Source organism: Salipiger mangrovisoli (assembly GCF_015223355.1).
GTDB classification, from domain to species: Bacteria; Pseudomonadota; Alphaproteobacteria; order Rhodobacterales; family Rhodobacteraceae; genus Salipiger; species Salipiger mangrovisoli.
In genome coordinates, this window is record NZ_JADFFK010000046.1 from 1 (window position 1) to 21,582 (window position 21,582).

20 protein-coding genes and 2 pseudogenes are annotated in these 21,582 nt (G+C 64.2%); 12 read left to right on the forward strand and 10 right to left on the reverse strand.

Annotated elements, in window-relative coordinates:
* Window positions 1–74: 74 nt before the first annotated feature.
* Entirely contained in the window at window positions 75–914 is an 840-nt protein-coding gene (locus IQ782_RS28185) for an alpha/beta hydrolase (RefSeq protein WP_194138006.1), read from the reverse strand.
* A 376-nt stretch (window positions 915–1,290) separates the two neighbouring features.
* Between IQ782_RS28185 and IQ782_RS28190 the strand changes: the two genes are divergently transcribed.
* From IQ782_RS28190 to IQ782_RS28215, 6 genes are all read left to right on the forward strand, one after another.
* Window positions 1,291–2,196, forward strand: coding sequence for a helix-turn-helix domain-containing protein (locus IQ782_RS28190; RefSeq protein WP_194138007.1), 906 nt, complete (start codon window positions 1,291–1,293; stop codon window positions 2,194–2,196).
* Window positions 2,193–2,474: a UBP-type zinc finger domain-containing protein gene (locus tag IQ782_RS28195; RefSeq protein ID WP_194138008.1), complete on the forward strand. Its 282-nt coding sequence runs from the start codon at window positions 2,193–2,195 to the stop codon at window positions 2,472–2,474. The genes IQ782_RS28190 and IQ782_RS28195 overlap by 4 nt, the downstream gene beginning before the upstream one ends.
* Window positions 2,475–2,489: 15 nt before the next feature.
* Window positions 2,490–4,118, forward strand: coding sequence for an FAD-dependent oxidoreductase (locus IQ782_RS28200; RefSeq protein ID WP_194138009.1), 1,629 nt, complete (start codon window positions 2,490–2,492; stop codon window positions 4,116–4,118).
* A gap of 105 nt (window positions 4,119–4,223) precedes the next feature.
* Window positions 4,224–5,045 carry an alpha/beta fold hydrolase gene (locus IQ782_RS28205; RefSeq protein WP_194138010.1) on the forward strand — a complete coding sequence of 274 codons (822 nt, stop codon included), beginning with the start codon at window positions 4,224–4,226 and terminating at the stop codon, window positions 5,043–5,045.
* Window positions 5,046–5,130: 85 nt separating this feature from the next.
* Window positions 5,131–6,063: a ring-cleaving dioxygenase gene (locus tag IQ782_RS28210; RefSeq protein ID WP_194138011.1), complete on the forward strand. Its 933-nt coding sequence runs from the start codon at window positions 5,131–5,133 to the stop codon at window positions 6,061–6,063.
* The gene (locus IQ782_RS28215) at window positions 6,060–6,719 is read left to right on the forward strand and encodes an alpha/beta hydrolase (RefSeq protein WP_194138012.1); all 660 of its coding nucleotides are present in this window, start codon (window positions 6,060–6,062) and stop codon (window positions 6,717–6,719) included. Before IQ782_RS28210 ends, IQ782_RS28215 begins: the two co-directional genes overlap by 4 nt.
* Before the next feature lie 332 nt (window positions 6,720–7,051).
* Here the strand turns inward: IQ782_RS28215 and IQ782_RS28220 are convergent, their stop codons facing one another.
* The 5 genes from IQ782_RS28220 to IQ782_RS28240 all read right to left on the reverse strand — a co-directional run bounded on the left by IQ782_RS28220 (window position 7,052) and on the right by IQ782_RS28240 (window position 12,133).
* Window positions 7,052–7,666, reverse strand: a complete 615-nt coding sequence (locus tag IQ782_RS28220; protein WP_194138013.1) for a L,D-transpeptidase — start codon at window positions 7,664–7,666, stop codon at window positions 7,052–7,054.
* A 516-nt stretch (window positions 7,667–8,182) separates the two neighbouring features.
* A complete protein-coding gene (locus IQ782_RS28225) occupies window positions 8,183–8,680 on the reverse strand; it encodes a c-type cytochrome (RefSeq protein ID WP_194138014.1) in 498 nt (165 codons plus the stop codon).
* Window positions 8,681–8,726: 46 nt separating this feature from the next.
* Window positions 8,727–10,082 (reverse strand): FAD-binding oxidoreductase, encoded by a 1,356-nt coding sequence (locus IQ782_RS28230; protein ID WP_194138015.1) that lies wholly within the window; start codon window positions 10,080–10,082, stop codon window positions 8,727–8,729.
* Between the two features lie 198 nt (window positions 10,083–10,280).
* Window positions 10,281–11,633 carry a GAF domain-containing protein gene (locus IQ782_RS28235; RefSeq protein ID WP_194138016.1) on the reverse strand — a complete coding sequence of 451 codons (1,353 nt, stop codon included), beginning with the start codon at window positions 11,631–11,633 and terminating at the stop codon, window positions 10,281–10,283.
* Window positions 11,630–12,133: a hypothetical protein gene (locus IQ782_RS28240; RefSeq protein ID WP_194138017.1), complete on the reverse strand. Its 504-nt coding sequence runs from the start codon at window positions 12,131–12,133 to the stop codon at window positions 11,630–11,632. The genes IQ782_RS28235 and IQ782_RS28240 overlap by 4 nt, the downstream gene beginning before the upstream one ends.
* A 457-nt stretch (window positions 12,134–12,590) precedes the next feature.
* On the opposite strand from IQ782_RS28240, the gene IQ782_RS28245 reads away from it, so the two are divergent.
* Together IQ782_RS28245 and IQ782_RS28250 are read left to right on the forward strand one after the other, a co-directional pair.
* Window positions 12,591–12,800 carry a hypothetical protein gene (locus tag IQ782_RS28245; RefSeq protein WP_194138018.1) on the forward strand — a complete coding sequence of 70 codons (210 nt, stop codon included), beginning with the start codon at window positions 12,591–12,593 and terminating at the stop codon, window positions 12,798–12,800.
* A 124-nt stretch (window positions 12,801–12,924) separates the two neighbouring features.
* Window positions 12,925–13,308, forward strand: a pseudogene (locus IQ782_RS28250) (transposase); the annotation flags it as partial.
* Between the two features lie 521 nt (window positions 13,309–13,829).
* Here IQ782_RS28250 and IQ782_RS30480 read toward each other — a convergent pair.
* Both IQ782_RS30480 and IQ782_RS28260 read right to left on the reverse strand, forming a co-directional pair.
* Window positions 13,830–13,907, reverse strand: a pseudogene (locus IQ782_RS30480) (DUF3604 domain-containing protein); the annotation flags it as partial.
* A 23-nt stretch (window positions 13,908–13,930) separates the two neighbouring features.
* Window positions 13,931–14,548 carry a TetR/AcrR family transcriptional regulator gene (locus IQ782_RS28260; RefSeq protein WP_194138019.1) on the reverse strand — a complete coding sequence of 206 codons (618 nt, stop codon included), beginning with the start codon at window positions 14,546–14,548 and terminating at the stop codon, window positions 13,931–13,933.
* 106 nt (window positions 14,549–14,654) lie between these two features.
* On the opposite strand from IQ782_RS28260, the gene IQ782_RS28265 reads away from it, so the two are divergent.
* Complete coding sequence (locus IQ782_RS28265; protein WP_194138020.1) at window positions 14,655–15,911, forward strand: NAD(P)-binding domain-containing protein; 1,257 nt, start codon at window positions 14,655–14,657, stop codon at window positions 15,909–15,911.
* A 159-nt stretch (window positions 15,912–16,070) separates the two neighbouring features.
* Here the strand turns inward: IQ782_RS28265 and IQ782_RS28270 are convergent, their stop codons facing one another.
* On the reverse strand, window positions 16,071–16,937 hold the full coding sequence (locus IQ782_RS28270; protein ID WP_194138021.1) for a GNAT family N-acetyltransferase: 867 nt from the start codon (window positions 16,935–16,937) through the stop codon (window positions 16,071–16,073).
* A 270-nt stretch (window positions 16,938–17,207) separates the two neighbouring features.
* Here IQ782_RS28270 and IQ782_RS28275 point away from each other — a divergent pair, with 270 nt between their 5' ends.
* The 3 genes from IQ782_RS28275 to IQ782_RS28285 all read left to right on the forward strand — a co-directional run bounded on the left by IQ782_RS28275 (window position 17,208) and on the right by IQ782_RS28285 (window position 20,174).
* Entirely contained in the window at window positions 17,208–17,732 is a 525-nt protein-coding gene (locus IQ782_RS28275; RefSeq protein ID WP_194138022.1) for a TetR/AcrR family transcriptional regulator, read from the forward strand.
* Complete coding sequence (locus IQ782_RS28280) at window positions 17,729–18,757, forward strand: MFS transporter (RefSeq protein WP_240989648.1); 1,029 nt, start codon at window positions 17,729–17,731, stop codon at window positions 18,755–18,757. The genes IQ782_RS28275 and IQ782_RS28280 overlap by 4 nt, the downstream gene beginning before the upstream one ends.
* 757 nt (window positions 18,758–19,514) lie before the next feature.
* Entirely contained in the window at window positions 19,515–20,174 is a 660-nt protein-coding gene (locus IQ782_RS28285) for a hypothetical protein (protein WP_194138023.1), read from the forward strand.
* A gap of 423 nt (window positions 20,175–20,597) precedes the next feature.
* Here the strand turns inward: IQ782_RS28285 and IQ782_RS28290 are convergent, their stop codons facing one another.
* Window positions 20,598–21,275: a UPF0149 family protein gene (locus IQ782_RS28290; protein WP_194138024.1), complete on the reverse strand. Its 678-nt coding sequence runs from the start codon at window positions 21,273–21,275 to the stop codon at window positions 20,598–20,600.
* Window positions 21,276–21,582: the final 307 nt, after the last annotated feature.

Consider the following 21,582-nt stretch of genomic DNA (forward strand, 5'->3'; position numbering starts at 1 on the left):
GGCGCAACCCTCGAACGGAGAATGCCGCGGGAGAGGCCGCCAGCCCAGTCAGGCTCACACCGCGATCATGGGGTCTACGCAACGCTCTGGCGCTCCAAACGCGCCTCTATCCAGCCCGTGATATCGCCCAGCACCTGCTCCTTGCCGATGTCGTTCAGCAGATCGTGGTAATGCCCCTCGTAGAGCTTCAGCATCTTATCTTTCGAGCCGGCCTGGGCATGGAAATACTCGCTGCCGCGACAGACGGTCGCCCTGTCGTCGGTGCCATGCAGGATCAGCACCGGCAGTGTGATCTGCTCGAAACTGTCATGTAGCCGTTCGTCGGCGCGCACCAGCGCCGCTACCGTCGCCGCAGGCTGGGTCTCGCCTTTCGTCAGCGGGTCGGCCTCGAGCGCCTCGAGCGCCGCCGGGTCGCGAGTGAAATCCTTCATCTTCAGCGTCAGCACACCCAGTTTCGGCGACAGGTGGCTGAGCCCCTTGATCGCCGAGAGGACGAAGCCTGGTGCAGGAACCTGGAAGGCGAAGCTCTCGCAGATGAGCCCGTCGATCTCGTCCTGGTAGTCGAGCGCGTAGCTGCAGGAGACCACGCCCCCCGCGCTGTGCCCGAGCAGGAAGAGCGGCAGGCCGGGATGCCGCTCGCGCGCGATCGCGATGAGGCCGCGCAGGTCGGCCACATAATCGGCAATGTCCTCGACAAAATACCTGTCGCCCTCGGACAGCCCGCGCCCGCGCAGGTCGAGCGCATAGACCGTGAAGCCAAGAGCGGCGAGGCTTTCGCCCGTCCAGGCGTATTGCCCGCTGTGAGAATTGAGCCCATGGCAGATCGCAAGGACTGCACGCGGCGCTCCCTCGGCCGCCCAGCAGCGCATGTGGATTCGAGTGTCACCGTCTGAAATGAAATCCTCTTCCGTCATCCGTCCCACTCCCTGTCTGATCCTGTCCAGCGCCCACGGCCGCCGGGGTGTCGCGCCAATCTCGCAAGGCTATGGGGCCCGTGGAATCCGGTATTGAATGATTGTCCGCGCCATATGGCGCCTTTTTCATCCCGCGTGGCAGGCCGATACGATCGTGATAAGCGTCGCACTATTTTCCAAAGGAATCTCCGAAACTCGTGCTAGTCTCGCGGCGCCGGCACGGGGACTCCGCTCCGGACCTCCCGCGCCGAGTGATCCGCGCACCAAAGTACCCGAACTTCGACGCGAATTCCGACCCGATTTCCGCACCACGCGCCTGCGTTTTCGGCACTGACGGGCAGGCACTTGGCGGCCGAGCCGCATAAGAGAGGTACAGATGAACGGACCCACCGCCGAGCCGGTAACCCCATCTCGATCAAGGGATTCCCTTGGCTGCACCCTGTCCGATCTCGCGATGGACCACGTGCTTGCGACCCGTGACATGGTATTCCGACGCAAGGCGGCGCGGGGCCTTCACCGAAGCCATGTGGACACGCCCGCGCAGGACCGCGGCCTGCTGGTCGGCGTGTCACTGGTCGACGGCCACAAGCGCATCGGCCACAGTCGCGGCGGACGGCAGGACCGTATATTCGACAGTGGCGATATATATATCCGCGACTTCGATGAGAATTATTCCGCCGACATGGACGGCTATTTCGATTTCTTCCTGATCGAGCTCTCGCCGCAATTCCTGCAGGACGCCGATCGGCTGACCGAGCGCCCCTGCAGCGATCTCGCGCGCATCCAGGCGGAGGAAGACCAGGTGCTGCGCCACTTGGCGCTGGCGATCCTGCCCGCCCTCGCCCACCCGGACGCCGCCGACGCGCTCTTCGTCGAGCAGCTCGCGGTCACCATCGGCGCACATCTGCTGCACCGGCACCGCGGCAACGGCGACATCCTCGCAGGCGCGGCGCACCGCCTGAGCCCCATCGCCATCCGCCAGGCGCAGGAGCTGCTCATGGCCGGCCTCGACGAGCGCGCCTCTATCGCGCGGATCGCCGAGACGCTGGAGATGTCGCGCAACGCCTTCTTCAAGTCCTTTCGCGAGACCGTCGGTCTCTCGCCATACCAATGGCTGCTGAGCCAGCGGGTGGACCACGCGCGGCGCCTGCTGCTCACCACCGACCTGCCGCTGGTCGAGATCGCGCTGACCTGCGGCTTCTCGGACCAAAGCCATTTCACCCGCATCTTCAAGCGCCTCGAAGGGACGTCGCCGGGCCGCTGGCGGCAGCGCAGCCAATGATCGGGGCGGTGACGGGCTGCACGCATCTTGACCAGGTCGCGCTTGAGCTTCCGACCGAGGCAGATAAGCGCGGAGCTGTCTGCCCCGAGTGCGTGGCCATGGGCGCGCTCTGGGTACACCTGCGCATGTGCTGCACCTGCGGCCATATCGGCTGCTGCGACAGCTCTCCCAACCGCCACGCCCGCCTCCACTGGGAGGCGTCGGGCCATGCGGTGATCACCTCCTTCGAGCCGCGGGAGCGCTGGTCCTGGTGCTTCGCCGACAATCTGCTTCTCTGACCCGCGAGCCCCCTGATGGATACCCTCGGCCAAGACCTGCGCCAGATGCAGCGCACGCCGCTTCACCCCGAGCACGTCACCGCGCTGCGCGCCATCGGCGAGGAGGTCAGCTTCGCGCCCGGCGAGATCGTCGCCCCGCTGGGCGAGCCCGCCACGCGGTTCTTCTACCTGCTCGAGGGCGAGATCGAGATGCTGCACCCCTACTCCGACGAACGGCTCCTGCCCTCCACCCTCGGCCCGCAGCAATTCACCGGCGAGATTTCCTTCCTCGGCGGCGGCGTCCATGCCCTGCCGATGCGCGCGGTCCGCGCCACGCGGGCGATCTCGGTCCCGCGGGAGCGGATGCTGCGGCTGATGGCCGAGATGCCGGAGCTTTCCGACATCGTGATCACCGTCTTCGCCGCCCGCCGCAGGCTACTGCTGGAACGGCAGGCGACGGGGCTCACGCTGATCGGTGCGGATCAGGACCCGTCGCTGCGCAGGATCGAGGAATTCGCCGGGCGCAACCGCATCCCGCTCCGCTCGGTCGACCTGATCTGCGCGCAGTCCGAGGCGATCGCCCAGGAATGCGGGATCGAGCCCGGCGTGCCCGCGGTGGTCTTCGGCCCGGGCAATGCCATCGAGGCCCCGACCCCGCTCAAGGTGGCGCAGAAGCTGGGGCTCGACCTGCAGGCCGATCCCGGCGAGGTCTTCGACCTGCTGGTCGTCGGCGGTGGCCCCGCCGGCGTCGCCGTCGCGGTCTACGCCGGGGCCGAGGGGCTGCGGGCGCTGGTGGTCGAGGATCTGGCCGTGGGCGGACAGGCGGGCACCTCCAGCCGGATCGAGAACTACATGGGCTTTCCCACCGGCATCAGCGGCGCCGATCTCGTCTGGCGCGGCGAGGTGCAGGCGCTGAAATTCGGCACCCGTTTCGCCATGCCGCGCCGGGTGGTGCAGCTCGCGCAGCAGGAGGACGGGCTCTTCTGCGCCACGCTCGACTGCAGGACCCGCGTCTGCGCCCGCTCGGTGGTGGTCGCGACCGGCGTGCAGTACCGCCGGCTCGGCGTGCCCGGCCTCGCCCGCTTCGAGGGACAGGGCGTCTACCACGCGGCGACCGAGATCGAGGCCCGTCACTGCCGCGGCGCGCAGGCCGTGGTCATCGGCGGCGGCAATTCCGCCGGGCAGGCGGCGATGTTTCTCTCGCGCGCTGCCAGCCACGTGCACCTGCTGGTGCGCGGCGACTCGCTCGCCGCCTCCATGTCCGAATACCTCTCGAGCCGCCTCGCCGCCGACCCGCGCATCACCGTGCATCTCGGCACCACGCTCTGCGGGACCTTCGGCGAGGACCGGCTGGAGGAGGTCGAAGCCGAAAACAGCGATGGCGGACGCTGGCGCATCTCCGCCTGCGCGGTCTTTATCATGGCCGGGGCCGCGCCGAACTGCCGCTGGCTGGGCGATCTCGTCACGCTCGACGCGGGCGGCTACATCATCACCGGCGCGGCGGTGGGGCGCGCGCTGTCCTTCGAGACCACAAGGCCCGGCATCTTCGCGGTCGGCGACATCCGCGCGGGATCGGTCAAGCGCGTGGCCTCGGCGGTCGGCGAAGGCTCGGTCGTGGTCTCCGAGGTCTGGCGCCACCTCGCGGAGAACGCGGTACGAACGTGATAGCGGCCAAACCCGCCTGCAATATCCCGCGCCCTTCCCCGCCTAGTCTGAAGCCATCCCGCAGGCCGATGCTGCCTGCTTGCTTCGGACCAGGGAGACGGATCCATGAGCTTCTTCACCACCTCGGACGGCGTGCAGATCTTCTACAGGAGCTTCGGCGAGGGGCGCCCCATCCTCTTCTCGCACGGCTGGCCGCTCTCGGCGGATGCCTGGGAGACGCAGATGCTGTTCTTCGGCAGCCGGGGCCACCGCGTCATCGCCCATGACAGGCGCAGCCACGGCCGCTCGCAGCAGGTCTGGGAGGGCAACCACATGGACCGCTACGCCGACGACCTGGCCGAGTTGATCGAGACGCTCGACCTTACGGACCTCGTCCTCGTCGGCCATTCCACCGGTGGCGGCGAGGTGGCGCATTACCTCGGGCGGCATGGCACGTCCCGCGTCTCCGCCGCGGTGCTGGTCGGCGCCGTGCCGCCGCTCATGCTGCGCACCGAGGCCAATCCAGAGGGGCTGCCCATCGACGTCTTCGACAGCATCCGCGCCGGGGTCTCCAGCAACCGCGCGCAGTTCTTCCGGGACCTGGCCGTGCCCTTCTACGGCCACAACCGCGAGGGTGCGACGATCAGCACCGGGCTGCAGGACACCTTCTGGCTTCAGGGCATGGCCGGGGGGATCAAGGGGCTCTACGACTGCATCCGCGAGTTCTCGGAGGTGGATTACACCGAGGACCTGAAACGCATCGACATTCCCCTGCTGTTCATCCACGGCGACGACGACCAGATCGTCCCGATCGGAGCCGCCGCCGAAAAGGCCGTGACCCTCGCCCCCAACGCGACGCTCAAGGTCTACGCGGGCGGCTCGCACGGGCTGGCCGAAACCGACCCCGAGCGGTTCAACCACGATCTCCTCGCTTTCATTACCCGCTGATCCACACCGTCGACCGATGGCGCTCGCCCTGCTAACCCTTCGGGCAAGGGCTCGCGCCGCGGCCCCAGAGGACAGGAGGCAAGACATGCCCTACGGTGCCATTCCCGGACTTCACCACGTCACCTCGATCTGCGGCGATCCGCAGTCCAACCTTGATTTCTACGCCGGCTGCCTGGGCCAGAGGCTGGTGAAGAAGACGGTGAATTTCGACAGCCCCGACACCTACCACCTCTACTACGGCGATGCGGCGGGCACGCCCGGCACGCTGATGACCTTCTTTCCCTTCACCGATGCCGGTCCCGGCCGCGCCGGGCCGGGCATGGCCAGCGCAGTGGCCTACGCGGTGCCCTCCTCGGCCTTCGAGGGCTGGATGGACCGGCTGGCGCTGGCGGCGGTCGATTTCGACGGGCCGGTGGAGCGTTTCGGCACGCGCATGCTGCGGCTGCGCGATCCGGATGGCGCGCCGGTAGAACTGATCGAAACGGCGGCGGATGGCTCGGAGCTCGGCGGCTTCCACTCCGTCACGCTCTGGGAGGCGGACCCCGAGGTCACCGCCCGCGTGCTGACCGATCATTTCGGCTACAGCGCGGCGGGCAGTGAGACCACCGAGGACGGCGAGCGGCTGCGCTTCACCGCGGCGGGCGGCGGGCGCGGCTCGGTCATCGACATCCTGCGCTCGGAGGCCCCCTCCCTGCCCCGCAGCGGCGCCGGCACCATCCACCACGTGGCCTTCCGCGCCGAAAGCGACGAGGTGCAGCTCGAATGGCACGACCGGCTGGCCAGCGCGGGCTTCGACGTGACGCCGGTGATCGACCGCCAGTATTTCAACGCGGTCTATTTCCGCGAGCCCGGCGGCGTGCTCTTCGAGATCGCCACAGACCCGCCCGGCTTCGCCGTGGACGAGCCCCCCGAGGCACTCGGTACCACGCTGAGGCTGCCCGAGAAATATGAGCCGATACGGGCGAGGATCGAGCGCGTCCTGCCCGAGCTCCGCCCCGCGCGAAAACGCGCACAATGAGGCGCGCAGGGGCACCCGCCGGACGCGCCAGCTCGGCGCTGATCCTGATCCACGGGCGCGGCAGCTCGGCGGCGGACATGCTGGGCCTCGGCGAGGCGCTCGCCCTGCCTGACCTTGCGCTGCTGGCCCCGGATGCCCCAGGCCGCTCCTGGTGGCCGACGAGCTTCCTCGCCCCGATGTCCGAAATGGCCCCCTGGATCGACCGCGGGCTCGCCGCGGTCCGGCATTGCATCGACGCTTTGCAGGAAGAGGGCTTCGCGCGCAGCGAGATCAGCCTCGCCGGATTCAGCCAGGGCGGCTGCCTCGCGCTGGAATTCGCCGCGCGCGAGGGCGCGGGGCTCTCCGCCGTCTTCGGCCTCTCCGCCGGCCTCATTGGCACTGGCGATGACGAGGGGCCGCCCCGCGACGATCTCTACGGCTTCCCACCCAAGCGCTTCGATTACCCGCAGCGGCTCGACGGGCTCAGGCTTGACATGAGCGTGCATGAGCGAGACCCACATATCCCGCTCGCCCGCTTCGCGCAAAGCGCAGCGCAATTCGAGGCCCTCGGCGCCGAGGTCTCACAGCGGGTCTACCCCGGTCCAGGCCATGCGCTGACCCAGCAGGACATCAACGCCCTGAGAAACCATCACAATGTAAGCCCTTTGAAGAGCTGATCCGCCGACCTCGCCCCGAGCCTGGGAGCCTCAAATGCTGCTCCCCAGATGCCTTGATCTCTGGAGCGAAATGAGGGGAGACCGTCCTATCAGGGAGATGCGACCTGATCGTCGTGCATGTGCACCAACGTGGCGGGTGCGTCAAAGCTACTTGGTCTTGTTTGTTGATCTCCGGCCCGATGAGCCAGCCCCATTGAAATGGTCCATCCACAATGCGCAAAATCAGGTCATCTTTTCATGCGCCCGAACCCACTTGAGTGGCGGGCTTAAGCTTGGGATCAGCACCGACAAGCTAGGCCACGAGGACGAGCTGGTGAAACCTCCCGGCCATCCTAGCCTTGATCGGTGGTGATGACATCAAGCCGCTTGGGATGCAGCACGACGCGTGCGTCCATCGGAACCTGGTCATAAAGCTGGGTAATCTGCTCGTTTATCAGGCCAGCACAGCCGTTCGAGACCGCGCGCCCAATGCTGCCCGGATCATCCGTCCCGTGAATGCGGAGAAAGGTGTCACCGCGCTCTGGAGTGAAGAGATAAAGCGCCCGTGCGCCAAGCGGATTTCCGGGACCACCGGGCATACCGCCATCGGCGTACTTCTGATATTTTTCGGGCTCCCGCTCGATCATGCCGGGGGTTGGCGTCCAAGAAGGCCACTCCTTTTTGGCGCCAACGTAGTACTCTCCCGGTTCGTAAAGGCCATCGCGGCCCACACGGATCGCATAGATCCATGCCTGACCACCGGGAAGCGACCAGAAGAGACGATATGCATCTGGAAAGACATGGACTTCGTTTGCAGGAAGAGGGGTCGCCAATCTCATGAGTTGCGGTGGTACCACACTGGGGACTGGCGCTGAGGTCTGTGCGCGTGGAAGTCCGGGCACCGCCAGGCCCGCTGCGGAGGCGAGGCCGAGTTTCAAAGCGGTACGGCGCGTCGTGAGGGCATTCATCGATATTCCTTTCCTTCAGCGACCCGAGACTGGTCGGCATGAGGGGATTGGTAAGTTTAGCTTAACCGGCGCTTACGACTCTGGGACGCGTCGCTTGCGGCCGAGCAGCAATCGTCATTCCGAAAGTCGGCCGTATGCTTCACGACACGGTCTCGGAGTAGCCAACGCAGATGTGAGCGATCTGCGAGACCACGGGGATGTCGGAATGTGCAATATCGCTCTCCGCTCATAGTTGCGGGAGCGGCGCCTCTTTGTGCCGCCCCGATCTATTGAGTGAATGTGCCCGGTAGGCATCGAGTTCCAAGTTTCGAGTAAGATCGAGAGAGGTGGAGGAGCCTTGACCCTTGATCCCGCCTAGATATCGTCTCGAGTACGTGCCCTCTCAGGGGCAGCCCTTCGCTCCTCGCGAACGCAAGCCGCTGAATCGCGTCTGGTCGCAATATCGGCCCGGACCCTCGACGAAGAGTCGAACCGAAAGGGCCACCAGCAAGCTTGGCTGTAGGCGCCTGCATCACGTCAGATACCCGGAACCGTCAATCGGTAGAAGGGCGCCGGAGCCGCCTCAGCCTCCGTTACCGGCCCAAGACGGACAGCCTCCACCGGCTCCTGCGCACGCAGGTAGGCGATCAGCGCCTCGGTGTCCGCATCGCTCAGTTGCGCGTAGGCCTGCCATGGCATGGCGGGCGCCAAGGCCCTGCCGTTGGGACGCATCCCATGCCGGATCGCTTCCGAAATTTCGGCATCGGTCCAGAGCCCAAGGCCGGTCTCGCTCGGGGTCAGGTTGGGTGCCCAGAAAACCCCCATGCCGGGGATCTCGAAACCGACGGTCCCACCAGACAAGCCGGCCTCGACCATCGGAATACCATCTGAACCACGTGGCATGTGGCAGCCGGCGCAGTCCATGATACGTGCCAGGTAGGCTCCGCGCTCAATCTCCCCGGCATGGGCGTCCAGCCCCCAGACGAAGAGCAGAAGCCCCGTCAGCGCCGTGTTTCTCAAATGTATTGGATGCATGTTCTGTCTCCTCAAAAAATCCCCGGCCCAAGGGCCGGGGAGACGCTCATGCCGCGGACCGATCCGCGCCGGCGCGGACGATATTGAACAATCCGGCGGGGTCGTAGCGCTGCTGAAGCGCCTCGATCCGGTGCTGGGCCGCCTCGGAGAGAGTCGGTAGCGCGAGCCCCCCTTGGTCCAACTCGGCCTCGCCCACATAGCGCCCGGTCGCGAAGGCTCTGCATCCCTGAACCGAGGTGCGCAGCCAATCGCGGTTCACGACATCCTCCTCTTCGTCGGTCCAGATACCGTAAAAGGTCGTGAAGACCCGCCCGGCATGCGAAAAGGCCGCATCCTGCGGGATCGGCAGCGCGTTGGAGCGCAGCGCGACCAGCCCGAAGCTCTGCGCCGAAGGTGCCGCGGCGATGGCCGCCACCGCCTTCCCGAGCGCCTCGCCGAAGCTGCCATCGGACCAGAGGCAGTCGACACCGTAGCGCGCACCTTTCGGCGTGGAATCCCCGGTCATCTGGTAGAGCGCCACGATGGGCGTCGGCATCGGCCCGATGACGTCGAGGGCTTCGGGCGCATCGCGGAAGAGATCGTCAAGAACCTGCCGAGCCTCCGTCTCGCTCGCCGCGAAGACATTGGCGATAGCGGCGATCACCGGCCCCTGCGGACCCGCGCCGATCTTGGCGGTGAACTCCAGCGTCGCCGGGGCTCGCGCGACGGCCCGCTCGGCCCAGTCGGCCACCGCCTCGGCCTGCGCGGCGGAATGAATTCGGACGCAGGAGGCCGGTGCCCGCGGCGCCTCGTGCAGCCGCAGCGTGTAGGCGGTGACGATGCCGAAGAAGGAGGGCCCCGCGCCGCGCACCGCCCAGAAGACATCGGGGTTCTCGCCGGTGCTGGCGGTGAGCAGCGTGCCGTCCGCCATCACCACCTCGACCGAGAGGATCGAGTGGCAGGCGATGCCCCAGCTGCCCGAGTTCCAGCCAACGCCTCCGCTCAAAAGATAGCCGCTGACCGTCACGTCGCCGCAATGGCCCACGGGGAAGCCGAGGTCATGGCGCTCGAGCGCCGCGGCGAGACGGGTGTTGGTCACCGCCGGGCCGACGAGGGCGCTGCGGTCCGCGACATCGATGCGCAGGCTATCGAGCGCGGCGAGATCGATCACCATGTCCGCACGTGCGGCGATACCGGTAAACTGGTGCCCGCCGCCCCGCGCCGAAACGGTCATGCCATGTTCGGCGGCGTAGCGGACGGCCTCCTGCACATCGCCGGCATCCGCCGCGCGGACGATCACTTTGGCCTGCCGGACCGGCTTGCGCCCGTTCCAGACGAGCGCGTCGCAGGCCTCGGCATGGCCTGGGTCGAACACGGTGATCACAGTCCCGCGAAGGCGGGCCTTGAGAATATCATAGGTCATTTCCAAATCTTTTCAGTATCTCGGAGCAGCATGGGCAGGTGCCGAGTGCGCTCGCGACAGGTGACTTTCAAACCAGCCGGACCAGGGCCTCCGCAGATGCGAACGCCGGTCCGTCCGTGGTCAGTGTGATACTCCCGGCGCACCGAGCATGCTTGCTAAGTAATTCCTCGCGGAATACTCACCGATGCTAAAAGACTGCTAAGCTGGGGGCGAAATCGCGTCCGGCTCCTCGAGGATCAGGCGGCAGCCGGGCAAAAGCCGGAACCTTCCACGCCCCGCCTTCTCGATCTTCAGGCAGTCGCAGCGCTCGTCGAGACGCTTGCGCAACAGGATCAGCCGCGCATCAAGGTTCTCGGACTGCGCGGGCAGGCGCAGGCCAGGATCCAGCCTCAGCTCGCGGGTTGTGAACTCGGTACGCCCGCGCGCGTCATGTTCGCGCAGGATCTTCCAGAGGATCGCACCCGCCACGCCCTTGATCAGGTAGTCCCCATCGAAAAAGACGCTCTGATCGATCTCGAAGTAGCGCACTGTGACTTCGCCCTGGGTGGCCGGGGCCAGCGCGGGCAGCTCTGCAGGTTCAACCATCCCCTCCTGCCGAAGAAGTGTCATGCGCGCGCCGAGTTGGCCCGCCACAAGGGCAAGGGCATCCTCTTCTTCGTAGCCGAAGCGGTTGATCTCATCGGATTCGGCAAAGAGCACGCCCACCACCTTCCCGCATTCGGTGATCGGCAGGGCGATCTGGCTGCGCGGCGCGGCAAGCCCCGGAAAGGGGATCAGCCGGGGTACGTCGCAGAAGAGACCACTGCGCCGAGCAACATCGCTGATCGCGGCGCCGTAGCGGTAATCGCGAGTCATGTGGCCGATGCGGATCGGCGCGTTCTCGCGAGCGGCGACCCCGATCACGCCCTCGCCCGGGGCGACCTCGGCCCCGACCCCGGTCACCGGGTAGCCCCGCGTCGCGACGGTATAAAGCCGCCTGGTCCCCGGCTCAGAGATCAGCACCATGGACCAGCCGATGCCAAAGTCTTCCGCAAGCCCTCCTGTCAGCTCGTCAAACAGGTCCTCCAGCTCCTCGCACGCCGCCAGCCTAGCACAGGTCCGTCGCGTGGCGGCCAGCAGCGACGGGCGGTTGGGCGGCGGCGCAGAGACGGGGGCGGCCATCACCTCGATTTTCTCCACGCGAAAGACATCCGCACCAAGCAGGCGAAAGACATCCTCGACCCCATGGTGCGAGGCAATCCCAGCGAGCTTGGCCTTCATGCTCTCGAAAAGCGGTCCGTCGGTGCGAGTGTCCTCGTAGCGCAGGCTCAGTCGGTAGTGCGCAAGCGTCTCGGGATCGGTCACCAGCACCGTCGCGCGGCGGGTCTCCATGATGTTGCGCCGCGTTTTGTTGAAGAATTGGTAGGAGAGAGCAACCTCCTCCGGTCCGGCGTAGTGCACTTGGCTGATCATCGACACGTTCGGGGTGCCCTCGGCATCGCAGGTCGCGAGAACCGAGGCGATCACCCCCTCTAGCGCCGAACGCAACCCATCGAGGCAGAGCGCCGTCACACCCCTAGCTCCGTACCGGCACCCGGGCCCGGGGTTTGGATGAAGACGTGCTCCGGGAAGAACTCGAGTGCCACGAGATCGGTTCTTTGATGCGCGCAATATCCCGAGGCCTGCAGCCGCGAATATCCTATCTCCACCAGCCCATCCTGAAAGAGTGCCATCTGCCGATCCATCTCGGGCAGGTCGTCCGAGCAGACCCGGCAAATTTGTGCGACCTGCGCCTTGGTCTGGAAGGAGCTGTGATCGCGAGTGGCGGTGAAAGTCACCGCGATCGGCGCACCTCCCTCGAGCGCCGCCAGTAGCGCAAGGTTGGGCCCTCTCGGCAATAGCACGCGCACCCTGCCAGCCGCGTCGATGCGGCAGCCTCCGCCAAGCCCGAGTAGCGGCGTGCCGTCCGGTCCGCAGCTGCCCACGGCCACGCCGCAACCGCTCCGGGCAAGAGCCCTCAGATCGGGCGGCAGATTCACAGGCTCCGGAGACATCAGCGGGTCTTCCGTCATCGCCCTTCCCTCCCTCCCGCGCATGATCACCGCGACCGCCTTGCGACAAGCGAGACGATTTCAGGGGAGGTGCCGCAATTTTGCAAGCATCGAATGAAGTGGCCTTTATTTCGATAGGTCAGCCGCCGGAGGCTGCTCGGGACAGTCCATCGGCACGCAGACTGACTCGGGCCCCGCACCCGCAAGCCTCAACGCGATAAGACCGCTGCTCCACTACGCGACCATCGTGATCATGCCCGGCATGGCGATTCCAAGAGCGGTCGGCTGAACGCCGTCCGCGTTCACGACGAGATTCGGTGATTTCCGCGAGGTCTTGACGCGAGCCACCGTCGCTTGGACTCCCATTGAGGATGACGCGCCCAACATTGACAGTGGCACCTCAGTTTTCGGCGCTTGAGCAACTGTCGTCGAGAGTTGTGCGTTGTGTTTTCGAGCCCAATTAATCAGGAGGATCATCATGACCGATCCGGAATGGGAACTATTCGAAAAACAAGGAGCCCGAGAGGTTTGGCAGAAAGAAGTGCGCGGACCTGGTGGAAAACCCGAATTTCGATATCGCGGCGAAGAGTATACCGAACTTGCTGGAGAGCGCACGAAGGTCGAGGAAACCCGTGACTTCGAAACACAATCAGATGCTCTTGCTTGGCTGAGCGGGGAAGCGGGCTAAAAACACCTCGATACCGACTGACCGCCGCTCTCGATACGCATGTCCGGCGTCAGCGCCCATGGGACATCTGAATTGATTTCGGAAAGGAGGGTTTCTGGCTCATCGTAACCACCAAGGAGTAGAGATGAGACAGAAACCCGGAACACCTAAGCCTTCCGCCGAGAAGGTTGTGAAGGACATCCGCCGACGTACCCGCAAACAGCATTCGGCGGAGGAAAAGATCCGCATCGTGCTTGAGGGCCTTCGCGGCGAGGAGAGCATAGCCGAGCTTTGCCGGCGCGAGGGGATTGCGACGAGCCTGTACTACAGTTGGTCCAAAGAGTTTCTCGAGGCCGGCAAGAAGCGGCTTGCTGGTGACACAGCGCGCCAGGCGAGCAGCCCGGAAGTGAAGGTCCTGCGGGCTGAGGCCAGCGCGCTGAAGGAGGCCTTGGCAGAGGCCACCCTTGAGAACCGGCTGCTCAAAAAAAGTATGATCGGGGATGGGCGGAGCAGGCGCGGCCCGTCGAGCCCCTGCCCTTCAGCCCCACGCGAGGCGCGCGCCCCGCGCGGCTCTCCTCTGGTCAATCCGTCAAAACTTTCCAGCCCGTCCCCGGCCGAGGGGACGGGGCGGGCCTCGGAGGCGGAGAGCAGGACGCGCAACCATATCGCGAAGGATGGCGAGCCGGCTTGTGGGAAGGTCTGGCTTGATGCCCGGCCGAAGGCGGGGCGGGCGCGGTCAGGGGGTCTTTGGGCGGCGGCGCCATGGAGGCCGCAGAGCGTCCCCCAAGATCAACGCCTGATTTTTGGGCAGGCTAGGCCAGCGCCAATGCAGGAAGGCCCAGGCGGGCTCTTATCCACAGGGGCTGCCCCCTGCAACTGGGGATTCAAGTCGGGCACGTCGCGCAACCACGCCGTTTGCGCTTTGCTGACGTTCGCCGCGCCCTCGACGAAGGGGTAAAATGCGGACCTTTCTGCCGTTCGCCGCAACGCAACAAGGGGGTGCGGGCGGTCCTTCGGGCACCTGCGCCCGAAGGAATTCCACCGAGGAGCTCACGTGTGGTTGTACCAGATCGGCGAGGAATAGGCGCGCTCGGTGATGATCATGGGCACTTCATCGGCCATCAAGACGCCGTACCTCTTGGTTGTTCATGTCAGTGTGACGAATCCAGCAGCGTATGCGCCAGTCTGACCAACTCGTCCTCGAACTCGGGAGACCCGATGAAGGAGGACTCCTCCATGATCGCTGCGCGCAGGGTACCTACAATTGCGCGCGTCGCAACAAAGGCTGTCACCGGGCGCACTTTGGGTATCGTGCCACTTGGCAATCTCGGCGCATTTGAAAGAATGTCCTGCATCGCTTCATCCACGGGGCGGGTCAGCTCTTCCGACAGGCCGTTTGCAATAAGTGCCTCGATCAGGGCCTTGCGGGTTCTCTGTCGGCCATGGAACCCTTCGATGAGCGCCCGAATGGCAAGCCTCAGACGCTCGTCCAGCTCACATCCTGTTTCGCGTTGAGAAAGGCTGTCGGTAACCGCTGACCCTGTGAGGGAAAGCTCCTGTCGCGCCAGGGCGATCAAGATGGCGTTCTTGTCAGGAAAATACTGATAGAGCGTGCCGATACTGACCCCGGCGCGCTCAGCCACGGCATTGGTGGTGAACCTACCATCACCCCCCTGCAGAATCTGAGCCGCGGCCTCGAGAATGGCGTCAACGCTTGCCAGGGCCCGTGCCTGCCTCGGGATTTTTCGATAAGTATCAGTACTTTTCATCACGATACCTGAGTTACGCCGGCTACCGGGAAAGCGAGTAGGGAAATCTGAGCATAGCTCATATTTTCTCTTCAAGACATCATTCTTCCCGCAAGGACCCGATACTATGAAACTCGATCTTCTCCTCTTCATCCTCTCACGGAAACTGCGCGCTGCGTCGCGAGGCAACGATGCAACCCGCGCGCTCCTGCGGGGGCGCACCACCTCGGTCCGCATCCGGACCGCGGATAACAAGGCCGGCAGGCTGTTTGTCTTCAGCGATGGCGCTGTGTTCAGCAAATCTGGTGCCAGCGGCGATGCGGACGTGACGATGACATGGAAAAACGCGGCCACCGCGTTCCGCGCAATGAAATCGGGCGATGCTTCGGTCATGGCACGCGCACTCGAGGTCGGCGATCTTCAGCTCGACGGCGATATGGAGGCGGCGCAATGGTTTCGCAGTCTGACCCAGTCCATGAACGGCGCGCCTGAACGCCCTGGGAGCGATGAAACGGTGGCGGTGCTTGGCCTCGGCAAGATGGGCTCCGGCCTGGCGCACAACATCCAGCGGGCCGGTTTCGATCTGGTTGTCTACAACCGTACCGCCTCCAAGGCGCAGCCTTTTGTCGATGCGGGCGGGCGCCTTACCGAAACACCCCGCGATGCCGCAGCTGAGGCCTCGATCATTGTCACGAGTCTGATGGACGACACCTCCGTGCGCGACATCGTCACCTCGCCGGAGGGCATCCTCGCAGGCATGAAGCCCGGTACCATCCACATGTGTGCAACCACCATCTCACCAGAACTGGCACAAGAGATGGCTGAGCTGCACCACGAGAAGGGCTGCCATTTCGTCTCCGCCGCAGTCGTCGGGCGTCCGGACTCGGCCGAGGCCGGGAAGTTGATCTCCCTCCTGTCGGGCGACGACACCGCGGTGGCGCGCTGCATGCCGGTCTGCGAGAGTTATTCGGCGACCACGATGCGCCTCGGCGAGCGGGCCGGCCTCGCAAATTACGCGAAGCTCTCGGTCAACTACTTCGCCGTGTCGAGCATGGAGCTCATGGGCCAGATCTATGCCTATGGCGACGCGGTCGGCATTGACCGTGCCTTCTACGGCCGGCTGTTCGAAAGCAGCTACGCCAACCCTACCCTGAAAATGTATGCTGCGAAAATTCGCGATAGGGACTTCTCGGAGAATGTCGGCTTCGAACTCACCGCCGGACTAAAGGATGTGAAGCTGATGAACGACGCATCCGCCGCGACCTCGGGCTCTCTCGACTTTGCCCCAATCATTATCGAGAAGATGCAGAAGGCGATTGCCAGAGGCTGGGACCATCGTGACTGGTGTGCCTTCACCGAGCTTTCCCGGCCCTCGAAAGGCTGAGCGGTCGCGGGCGCATGGCTGAAAGCTGCCATGCGCCCTGTCCTTGGCATGGCTGCGGTACTGCTGATGCCTCCAAGAAAGCATCGAGCGTCGCGGGATCCTTCCAACGTCCTTCATGATGGATGATTGAACGAGGCCTGCGCCGCGTCTGTCGCCGTTCTACCCTGTCGAGTGGCTCGAAAGTGCGTAGCTGGTGGGCGATCCGATCCGAGAGTTCTGCCCAAATGTCATTGTCACCACATCGGGTTTGCAGCGAAGCCCTAAGGACCCGAGAAATTGTTGGAAAACCCCGTCAGTGTGGCGCGTATCAAGCCGCACAAACTGGCCCTTGAGATCGGCCAGCAGGGACGTTGCGAGCGCGACTGCATCGCTTCCGAGCTCCGCCGTGATCGGCCCGATGACGTACCCCCGTCCGAACCTTCGCCGCATTGCGAAGCCGACCACTTTCCCCGCACGCTCGATCACTCGAATATCCGATATCGCCAGCAGTCCCGACAAAACCGCAGTCCGGTCGGCGTCGTAGGACATCTGGTCGAGCTCCAGCACTTTGGAAAAATCTCCAGGGGCGAAATCCCGGATCGGGGCAAAGGCAATCAAGTCGACCTTCAGCACACCTTCGTACTTGAAGACCGGCTCACCTCGTTTCGCGCCGAGCCCGCGATAGAAAAGTACGTCGCCCTGGCAGGCATTGAGGAATGCCCTTGGGCCGCCACTTCGTTCTACGGCCTCACGTGCCAACATATCGGCAAGACCCGAGGAGCGGAGCTTTGGATTTGCGATAACCATGCCGACCGCGGCGGCGCCATCGCCGTAGGGAAAGCACATTGCCGAGCCATGCACGCGCTGCATTTCGTCGACTGCAACGATCCCGATGCCTGTCTCCAGGTTCGCCGCCCAGTCGGACCGACGGTGAGGCCAGCCCACACAAGCTGAAAGGCGATGCAGAGCATCGAGATGGCACGCACGCATTGCAGTGATGCTGAGACAGTAGCTGTCAATTTGGCGCTGAAAGGAAATGTAGGTCATTCTCTGGTTTCCCTGCGCGGTCGGGCGCGCTTGCATCGCGATCATTCGGACCGAATGCACTCGCAGGCAAGGTTGCAGTATTAGGCGCCAACAGCAAGGCCAGGGGAGTTGTAAGCCTCACGACCTTCGCACGACCAAGCGCCGCGATGCAGCATCCAGACGGGCCAAGAAGGTCAGCAGGGCGGACAGAGCTGCCATCGGTCCTTCGGGACTTGCAATGTAAAACGAACGTTTTACATTGCTGCCCATGGACACCGAAGGAGGCTTCCCATGGACATGACGACTAAGCTCATCGCCGCCGCCGAGCAGCTTTTCGACCGGCACGGCTACATGGCCACAGGTATGGACCGCCTGACGGAGGCGGCGGGAATGTCGAGCCGGACGCTCTACAAGCACGCGGGCAGCAAGGCGCAGCTTATGGCGCGCGTGCTGACGGAGCGCGACCGGCGGTTCATGGCTCGGCTTGAGGTGCGGACCGTCGACGCGCTGTTTGCAGCGCTCGAGGACTGGGTATGGGTCGAGGGCACACGAGGATGCCTGTTCCTTCGATCGCGTGCGGAGACCGGTGGCGACACGCCCGAGATTGCGGAGGCGGTCGCTTCGCATAAGGCGGCGTTTCATCGACGGATCGAGGAAGTCGTCGCAGCAGACCTCGGACGTGAAGACCCGGTCCTCGCCGAGCAGGTGTTGGTCCTCATCGAAGGAGCGACCCATGCGGCGGTCTACCGGGGCGCGGACGCCGTATCGGCCGCGCGGGCGGCGGCGGCCATCCTGATCGAGAGGGCGCGAACATGAGCCCCGCCCTTCGAATTGGCGCAACGGGCTTCGGCCTGATCGCGATCTGCTACGGCTTCGCCCGCTTCGCCTTCGGACTGTTCCTGCCGCAAATCGACGGCGAACTCGGCCTTGGCCCCTCGCTCAGCGGTATCATTTCGGGTGGTTCGTTTGCCAGTTACTGCATCGCCATCATCGCATCGGCAGTGCTAGCCGAACGGATCGGTGCGCGGGCGGTCGCCGTGGGGGCGGCCATCGTTGCCGCCGTCGGCATGGCCGGGATCGCACTCGCGCCGTCGCCTCTGATCCTCGCCATCGCCGTGGTGGTGGCGGGATCGAGCACGGGCCTGGCCTCTCCGCCCATGGCGGCTGCCGTTGCGGCCGCGGTGCGCAAGAGCCGTCAGGATCTCACCAACACCGTGATCAACGCCGGGACAAGCGTAGGGGTGGCGTTGTCGGGACCGATCGCCCTCGCGATTGCCGGGCAGTGGCGGCTGGCCTTCGGCGCCTTCGCCGCCGTGGCGGTGGTGCTCGCGTTCGCGGCGGCGGTCTCCCTCCCGGCCTCCAGAGGTGACAAGGGCGCTGGCGGACTGCCTCCCTTGAATAGCCCGGTCCTGCGCCTGATCTCCGCGTCGTTCCTGATGGGCGCGGCCAGCACGGCCCTATGGTCCTTCGGAGGCCAGATCGTGTCGCACCAACTGGGATGGGGGCCCACCGGAACCGGGGTCCTTTGGACCTGCATCGGCGCTGGCGGCATTGCAGGGGCCTGGGCCGGCACGCTCGTCGGCCGGTTCGGTCTCGATCCCGTTCACTGGACTTTCTTGGGTCTGATGTCGACGAGCATCCTCGCGGTCGGATCGGGCGTCGCTACTCCCGCTTTCGCTTTGACCGGAGGCCTTCTCTTCGGCGCGGCGTACGTGATGCTGACGGGGGTCTATCTCGTCTGGGGAACGCACGCCTTGCCGGCCCGCCCTGCAACCGGGCTCATGATCGGTTTCCTCACTATCGCCGTGGGCCAAACCGTCGGCGCACCGCTTTTCGGGTGACTGATGGCGGGTCCGGGCGCGGGGTCGGCTGTGATCTGCTTCGCCGTCATCGCGCTCCTTGCTGGGACCTTTCGGGCGAGAAGCGCAAGCGAGAGCTCGGCTTCATAGCCTCTGAACCGAATTGAGAGCGGTTCGTCCGAATGTCGTGGAAGGGCTCGGAGGGGCCGATCGCTGCGCTCCGTCTGAACGGCAGGTTTCGAAAAACGAACTCAGCGGAGCCAGGTCCGCTTCCTGCGCGCTGCTGCCCGAGCCGAACACCGCATGCGACCGGAGCCTGCTCTAAACCGGTGCGCGACCAGATTTCTGGACCGGCCGAATGAAGCTCTTCGCGCCCTCCCTTCCCCCGCACTGGAATCGCATAAGCGCCATTGAGTTGACGTGAACCGCATAGGATATTCGGAATCTGGTAGGCGCGCCCTTGCCTACGCCACGAATTGATTGATGCCCGCAACAGTGCACGCCTGCATGACATTCTAGCCGCCCTGCGCATCGCTGCCGTTCGTCAGGGGCTCCGCGAACGACGGGTCTCCGCCCTTCGTGTCGGTGCCAGGCGTCATGCTGCGTCTTGCTCGGATGTCGCAGCAGTGCTGGATGTAGCTATGTCCGTTGCCGACGCGGTGCTGGTGCGGGGCGCCCCGCGTCGATGCTCGAACAGGCGTGTGCACCGCACTCAACGTGATACAGAACTTGATCTGGTGGCCACGTAGGGCGCAGAGTGCACGGATTGAAAAAGATTCATTGTAGAGGAGTTCGGCAAGTGATCAGAACCTTGGGCATTAGTGCGATTTTTTCAATTGCTTGGGCTACGAGCTCCCTTTCTGCGATTTGTGACTACCGGCTGAGTAAGTTGATCAGCCCCTCGGGTGCGGTTGTCGTCATTGCAACAGGAGGTACTGGCACAACCGCAGGTCCCGCTGCCATGGCCTTAGGGGGACTTTACTTCTTCCCCCACGCCACAAGCGGGGCCTTAATGTTGGGTTCGACGCTCGCAGGCGCTTCGGGAGCAGGAACCATTGGCATCATTGGGGGCAGCGGATTTGCGGCGAGTGTGCTTGCGGTACTCACCGCACCGATCACTTTGATCCTTGCCGCTGGCACCACCGTCACGGTCGGTGGACTGGAAGCTGGCTGCTATTTTGTCGACGAAAGGATCACCGAGAACGAAGAAATACTCAAAATCTTAAGGCAGCTTTCGATCACTGCGAATGGAGATTATTTCAAATTTTTTGAAGTGAGCGACAAGGACGAGGCCGAAACGGGCATAGCCAGCCGAATTCGCATCCCTGATGAAGACGGGCAGTATAGTTTCTACAAAGTGGAAGATCTCTACATCGTAAACGGTGAACTAATGCACCGAGATTGGTTTTTCGATACGTCTCTTGGAAATATCGCGGCCGCATTGGTTGAATCCCAATAGCTGTCCTATTGATCCAGACCCATCCGCTTCAAGCTGGCGCCTAACCGCCAGGATCACTGCATCCTCTCCGTCCATCCGGTGGAGCGCTGCGCTTGTTAATCTGTAGAATGTACTTGTTGCGGCCGATCACGTCGATTGGTGAGGATGAGGCCACGCTGAACCATGTGCCCCCTTCGTCCGCCGAGCGGCCGATCCATTCAGTCTCGCTGCTGCGCCTCAAGGCAATGCCCCGATTTGAGTGGGCTGGCCCGTTTCGCTGCGCGCGGTTTCCAGGGGCAGCTCCAGCCGAATGCACGTGCAGCAGACACGCGGCAGAGCCAGGGCAAGTTGCGGCTGGAGCGCGCAGTTGCGCTCGATCACAAGCTAGGAAGAGCAGGTCCGCTGAGTGAGATCGCGACCACCGATGTCGCCGCAGCGTTATTTTCAGTTCGCTCCGCAGCACTGCTTGTACTTGCGCCCGGAACCACAGGGGCACTTGTCGTTTCGACCTGGTCGGGCATTCCGCGCTTGAGTGCGCTTGGTACTTTTTAGCCCCAAGACGACCTCTGGGCGAGTGGCGCAGAGGATCGACATAACGCAGTTCGGAATGAGATCAGGTGCTTCCACATCAAGTGCGTCGATCTCTTCCTCTGAGAACTTGCTGACTCCCTCGTACACGTCCTGCAGGGCCATCAAGAAAATCAGGGACGATTGGGCTTCCTCATCGGCCTGGTCGAGGATGTCACTCCATATCTCCGGTCGGAGGCGCATCGCGCGCGTGAAGCCGTCGATCCATGGCTCCCAGAGGGTGTCGTTGCTGTTCTGGTCGATCTCGTAGATCGGTTCGATCCACGGCGACTTGAGGAGTTCTGAAGCGATGGAGTTGTAGTGTGCCATCACTGCGGAGATCGTGGTTTCCGCGGTAGCGGCATCTGGAAAGTTCGCTTCGCCCGTCTCGCCCCACACATGAGGCAGCCAATCAGAAGGGGGAATCGCGCTGGGGCAAGCAAGTATGCCGGTGATGTAACCATCGAGTTCGCTCAGCGTCATAGGCATGTTGTCATGCGGCAAGGCGAACAAGAGCTCGCTAAGATGGTCGAGGTCCTGATCTGAGATGCCCATCGTGTGTCTCCCTCACGCTAGGCTGTGCGTAGCTGCCGAGATGAAAAATGGCAATCGGCCCCGCACCAAGCCCTTACTTTCGGGAGTGTCCGTCATGCAGCCCTTTGCGGACAGTCGTGCCAGGCCCAACATGCCGCTTGCCTTCGACACGACGGGCGGGAACCGGTCATTCGCTGCAGTGCGAAAAGCAGTCTGTTGAAAGACCCAAAGCTGACATGCTCAACCGAACCGTAAGCGCTGTCACCGCGGCACGCCTGTTCAGCTTGACGGGTTGAAGTTCCATGGCAGGAGCTCGTCGATCCTGCTG